Genomic DNA, 5,644 nt, shown 5'->3' with positions numbered 1-5,644 from the left:
CTGGTTCTCCACGAAGACCAGCAACCTCGACGACCGGGCCCTGCACCACATGCTCGTCCCCGCAGCCACCCACGCCCTGCACGAACTCGCCCACCTCACCAGCACCACTCCCGCCGGCCTTGCCCACGCGCTCCCCGCCTTCGGCACCGACGAAAGCCCCGTCCGGTCTACGACCGCCTGCCACCGGTGCACTGCCCACCACGGCATCCGCCAGCCCGTCCCCGTCCACCTGCCGGTCCACCACAAGGTCTGCACACGGCACGGAATCTGGCTGAGCGATCTCGGGAAACCCCACCTCGACCTCTCCCCATGCCCCGAGATCACCACCGCCCAACACAGGGCGAACCGGCTCCTACGCCGCTTCACACCCCAGCAACTCACCCTCGCCCACCAAACCGCGGCAGAAGCCGTCCCGCCCTGGCCAGCCTCCCCGGCCGCCGTCCCGCACCACTGGAGATACCGACTCCTCGCACTGCAGACCCACAACCACCACCGCGGGCTCCCGACTGACCTCGACGCCTACACACACGCCGCGATCTACCCCGAAGCCATCGAACTCGCCGCAGCAGCACTCGCCGACCGTCTCGACATTCCAGCAAGATCCACTGGCGAAGTTCTCCGAATCCCCGAACAGCGGCACCAGTAGATCAAGGACCCTTTGCCACTCAAGATTCCTCATCGCAGGTCAGCGCGACCGCCTCGCGGACGAATCGGTGACACAGGACAGGAAGCCGGCGCGGTCGAACATTTGCCTCTGGAACATCTTGATTCTGTTCACAGCGCTCTCGTTCGAGCCGGAGTTCCAACGGCTGGTGAGGCCGACGTGGGCCGTGTCGTAGTCGCTGTTCAGGTGACCCCCGGCCTGCCCGGTTAGCCTCGGTGACCCAGCCGGTCAGTTGCCCTGCGCGGCGGTGGTGCCGGCCCGGACTCCGGCGGGCAGCGGCGACTATGACCAGCACCGGGCGTAGGTGGTCAGCATGGTCGAGCGGCGCTCGGCGTCCATGGTGGCACGGTCGACCTTTACCAACCTCCGGTAGTGCATGGGTCCGTCAGGTCCGCTGTCGCGTAGCGAAGCAGCCCGTCGGTGCGCACCGCGCCGTCGCGGCCCTCGGGAAGCGGTGGCCGACCTCGGGTGCGAAGTCGAGCAGGTGGTAGTCGTCGCCGTGCCAGCGGGCAACCGTGGCGCTGGCGCGTCCGTCAGCTCGGAGAAGGTGCCAGCACCACGGCAGCTGTACTCGGTGAGGAACCAGGCCCTTCGCGCAACTGCCGAGTGTGTGGCCGAGGCCCGCGCTGAGCGGAACGTGGCTGCGACGGACCACGCTGCCCCGCTGGTGGCCCGATGACCCAGAACTCGCAGCCGCGACCGGAACAACCCGGTTGCTGCCGCTGCAGACCATGTTGCCCCGTCCAACGACCGAAGGCAGACGAAAACCAGCCGCTATACCATGATCGCGCACAACCAGAGCCCTACCGGGAAATGGTCACCAGGATCCCCGGGGGTACTAGGATCTCGCTCCATGTACGCCCAACTCACTGAGTCGACCGCCGCAATACCGGCGCAAGAACCGGCTCGCCGCTCGAAGCCAGGCCGACTGGCCGCGCTCGACGGCCTCCGCTTCCTGGCGGCGCTCACCGTTGTCTCCTATCACTACACCGCGATGTGGACAAAGGCCTGGGGCGGCCGTTCGTCAGAGAAGCTCTTCCCGGTGCTGCACCATTTCACGGCCTACTCGTGGCTGGGCGTTCAGCTCTTCTTCCTCATCAGCGGATTCGTCATCTGTATGAGCAGTTGGGGGCGGACGCTCGGGGACTTCTTCATATCCCGGGTCGTGCGGCTTTTTCCCGCCTACTGGGCTGCGGTCCTGATCACCGCAGTCGTCCTGGCGATTTGGCCGGTGGTTCTGCCGAGCCGTACCCTGCATGACGTCCTGGCCAATATGACGATGCTGCAGGAACCGATGGGGGCCACTCAGGTCGACGGCGTGTACTGGACGCTGTGGATCGAGATGAAGTTCTACCTGCTGTTCGCGATCGTCCTGTGGCGGGGCCTCACCTACCGTACGGCGGTGATCTTCTGCGCGCTGTGGACGGTGGCCACCGCGATCGCCCATGAGGCGGGCGGGGATTTCCTGGACATTGTGGTCATGCCCGAGTACTCGCCGTTCTTCATCGCCGGAATCGCCTTCTACCTGATGCACCGCTTCCGGCCGACCCCGCTCTTGTGGGGAATCGTGGCGATCTCCTACTTCCTCGCGCAGCAGGCGATCCTCTTCAATTACCGCCATGAGGGCTATGACCTCCGTTACCACGTTCCCGAGTGGCCGGTCATCGTCATCCTGACCGTGTTCTACGCGGTGATGGCGCTCCTCGCGCTCGGCAAGCTGTCCTGGGTCCGCGGGAAGTGGCTGACCACGCTGGGCGCGCTCACCTACCCGCTCTACCTGGTACACGAGAACATCGGCTGGAACCTGATCCACACGTTCCGGAACAAGATGAGCCACGGCGCGCTGGTTGCCGTCGTGATCCTGGCGATGACGCTGCTGGCTTGGCTGATCCACCAGTGCGTGGAGAAGCCGCTCGCAAAGCGGCTTCGGAAAGCGATCGCCCGGAGCGTGGAGGAGATGCGCAACAACACGCCTCGGATCGCCGCTGGTTGAGTCCGTCGCGCGCGTCTCGGACAACCTCAGCCTCCCCGGGCCGATCTGCCCGGGGAGGCTGGTCCGTTTTCGGGCCGGTCATCCGCCGACCGTCTGGCGGCCGCCGTACGGGTTGTCGGCGCTGGGCTTCTGTTGGCGCCTGATGTGTAGGCGGGCGTCGCGGCCCAGCGCGAGGAGCCTCGCGCGTCCTGCGGAGTCGGCGGCGACGGTCGCGGCGCCTATGACGACCGAGCGCAGGTCTTGCCAAGGGGCGTCGAAGACCGCCGGGCGCGCGCTGGGCGGTCAGGCTGATTCCGCCGTTGGCGTCTCGGAGGGCGAGAGTCATTCGGCCGTTCGACCCGGTGAGCACGGTAGCGCCCGCTATCCCGACCGGCCCGGCTGTGGCGGTGGGAGCGGTGCTCCATGCGCCATTGGGCTGGGCGTGCTGGGTGCCGGTCCGGCCGGTCTCTGCCTGAGGGCAGAAGATCTGCAGAACCTCCGTCGACCCGCCGACCGACCGTGCCCCGTCGGCTGCGTTCGCGGTGTGAAAGGACGCGTCCTGGGCGAAGGGACCGTTGGGCAGGCTCTGCCGCTTGTGCCGTATGCCGCCCTTGCCGGTCATATCCGGGGCGAAGACGTCGATCCAGCCGTCGGCCGCCAAGGTGGCCATCAAGCCGTCCTGCACCCAGCTGCAGCCCTGGTCGGCCCAGGTGGTGGCCCAGTGGTCACCGGACTGCTGCGTGAGGGCGCCGACCCTACCGCGGAAGTTCCGGACGAACTCCGTCAGCGGCCCGTTCTGATCGGCCGCCACCACTGGCGAGCCGGCCAGCGCGCGATTGTCCGGGCCAGAGTCGCCGAGCGCTGTCCACGGCCCAGGCACCGACCGCAGAGACCTGCGAGACCGTGACGCTGGTGACACTCCGGAACCGCCTGATCCCAAACAAGGAACGCCTGGCCATCGCACGTGGGAGGTGGGTACTTCGGTCAGACTGCCCATGAGTTCGGACACCGGGTATGGATGGGACAGGCCCCCGGTGTGATTGAAGACACCGGGGGCCAGAGCTGTTGTCGTGTTGGTGCGTCAGGTTCCGGGCAGAGGTGCGAGGGGGACTGGGGCGTAGCTGGCGACGCTCCAGTGCTGGGCGGGGATGTTGTAGCAGTCCCAGACCTGGAGCTGCGTGCCGTTGGCGGTGGTGGCGTCGGGGTCGTCCAGGCAGCGGCTGGTCGCTGGGTTGTAGAGCGCGCCGGAGGCGATCGGCAGCCACTGCTGGTTGGAGCCGCCGTTGCATGTCCACAGCAGGACGTGGGTGCCGTTCGCGGCCGTCCCGTGATCGGCGTCCAGGCAGTGGCCCTGGTTGGTGATGGTGCCGTTGGCGTTGAGGCTCCAGGACTGGGCGGCGATACCGGGGTAGCAGTCCCAGATCTGTACCGGGTTCCCGTCAGTGGTCGCGGCGTTCTGGTTGTCGATGCACTTGACAGGGTTGGTGCCGCTCTGGATGGAGGTGGCACTTGCGGTGGTCGGGGCGCTGGCGAACTGGTAGGCCGAGACCTCGGCGATGCTGCCGTTGAAGAAGGCCGCCGGGGATCCGTTCTGCTTGAAGCGGCCGACAACTGTGGGGCCGGCGGCCTGCCAGGTGCTCTTGTGCAGGCCGGTGGAGGCCAGTGCACCGTTCACGTACAGCAGGAGTTCGCTGGTGTCGGCGTTGTAGCTGGCGGTCAGCTGCTGCCAGGCGTTGTACTGGACAAGGGCGCTGGCGTTGCTGGTGTCCGTGACGTCGATGGTGGCGTTCGGGGTGTCGGATGCGGCCATGCCGAACTTCCACTCCGCCTTGCCGCCGCCGATGTTGGACGGCCAGAGCTGGAAGGCGCTGGCGTTGGTGCCGTCCTGGGAGATGACCACACCGCCGGAGGCGGTCGCCTTGGCCCATGCGGTCATGGTGAACGACTGGCTCGTGTTGACGGTGGAGCCCGCCGTCGTCATGGCGGAGGTGGTGCCGTTGAAGGCCGCGACGGTGGCTGTCCTGCCGTTGACGGTGTCGGGACCGAACGCGGCGCCCTGGACGGTCAGCGGGTGCTGTCCTGTGGTGTCCGCCGCCGTGGTGCTGCCGGTCGCGTCGTTGAGACGCCAGTGGCCCAGTGGCGCGCGGAGGTCGGCGAGCGTGACGCCAGAACCGAAGCCGTTGACCGAGGTATTGGCGGTGCCGTCGGCGCTATTGCCGGGCCAGACGATGAGTTTGCCGTCGGCTCGGATTGCCCACAGGTCGGGGACACCGTCACCGGTGATGTCACCCGAGGAGCCGACGGTCGGGAATGCGGCCGGCGTGATCCCGCCGGTGTTCGCGATGGTGCCGGTCGTCGGGTCGGCGAGGGCGGAGTAGTTGACAGTGCCGTCCGTGTTCTTGGTGAGCGGGTAGGCGTGGATGGTGCCGGCCGTCCTGTCGCGGGCCCACAGGGTGGGCTGGTTGTCTCCGTTGGCCGGGCCGGGACCGATCAGGTCGTAGTTGCCCCACGAGGTGGCGGCGGAGACCTCGCGGTCAATAGGCGTGAGCAGTGTGGTGCTGAACGCGCCGGGTGGGAAGAGCCATAGCCTGCCGCTGATTACCGCGAGCAGCGACGTTTGGGTGAGGGCGATGGTGCCGTTCGGGCCGGCGGTGCTTTCGCCTCCGGGGGTGCCGAGGGCGAGGATCTGGGTGGTGGTGGACCAGTCGGTGCCGCCGAAGTCGGCGGGGCAGGTGATGGTCGCGCCGTTGACGTCCTGGCAGGTGACGGCGTTGTTGCTGGAGGTACCTGACTTGTAGAACGAGGTCCGAAGGGTGAGGTTGCCGTGCCCGTCGTTCTTGTACAGGTACAGCTGCGGGTCGCCCTTGGCGTGGACGATCAGGTCGTCGACCGCCTTGCCGCTGAGGAGTGAGGCGCGGTGGGTGACCTGGACGCCGTTCCAGCCGGTGGTGCTGCTGGCGGGCGCGGCCGAGGCGGCACCGGAGATGGCCGGAGCGGTCGCCGGGTCC

At 67.6% G+C, this 5,644-nt stretch carries 3 protein-coding genes; 2 read left to right on the top strand and 1 reads right to left on the bottom strand.

All coding sequences use genetic code 11. The features are described from left to right. Both UK12_RS41845 and UK12_RS31655 read left to right on the top strand, forming a co-directional pair. Positions 1 to 646: hypothetical protein (locus tag UK12_RS41845; RefSeq protein ID WP_045306657.1), on the top strand; the 646-nt coding region annotated here is incomplete at its 5' end. Positions 647 to 1,517: 871 nt separating this feature from the next. Then, positions 1,518 to 2,657 (top strand): acyltransferase family protein, encoded by a 1,140-nt coding sequence (locus UK12_RS31655; RefSeq protein ID WP_045306656.1) that lies wholly within the window; start codon positions 1,518 to 1,520, stop codon positions 2,655 to 2,657. A gap of 1,060 nt (positions 2,658 to 3,717) precedes the next feature. On the opposite strand, the gene UK12_RS37065 is transcribed toward UK12_RS31655, so the two are convergent. Then, a partial coding sequence (locus UK12_RS37065) for a ricin-type beta-trefoil lectin domain protein (protein ID WP_197085332.1) occupies positions 3,718 to 5,644 on the bottom strand: 1,927 nt, incomplete at its 5' end.

The organism is Saccharothrix sp. ST-888, from assembly GCF_000955975.1.
Lineage (GTDB): Bacteria > Actinomycetota > Actinomycetes > Streptomycetales > Streptomycetaceae > Kitasatospora.
Note: the sequence above shows the minus strand (reverse complement) of the source record. Positions and strands in the feature narration are given on the sequence as shown.

Coding starts and splice junctions, on each gene's coding strand:
- UK12_RS31655 (WP_045306656.1), top strand. CDS start 1,518: ATGTACGCCCAACTCACTGAGTCGACCGCCGCAATACCGGCGCAAGAA.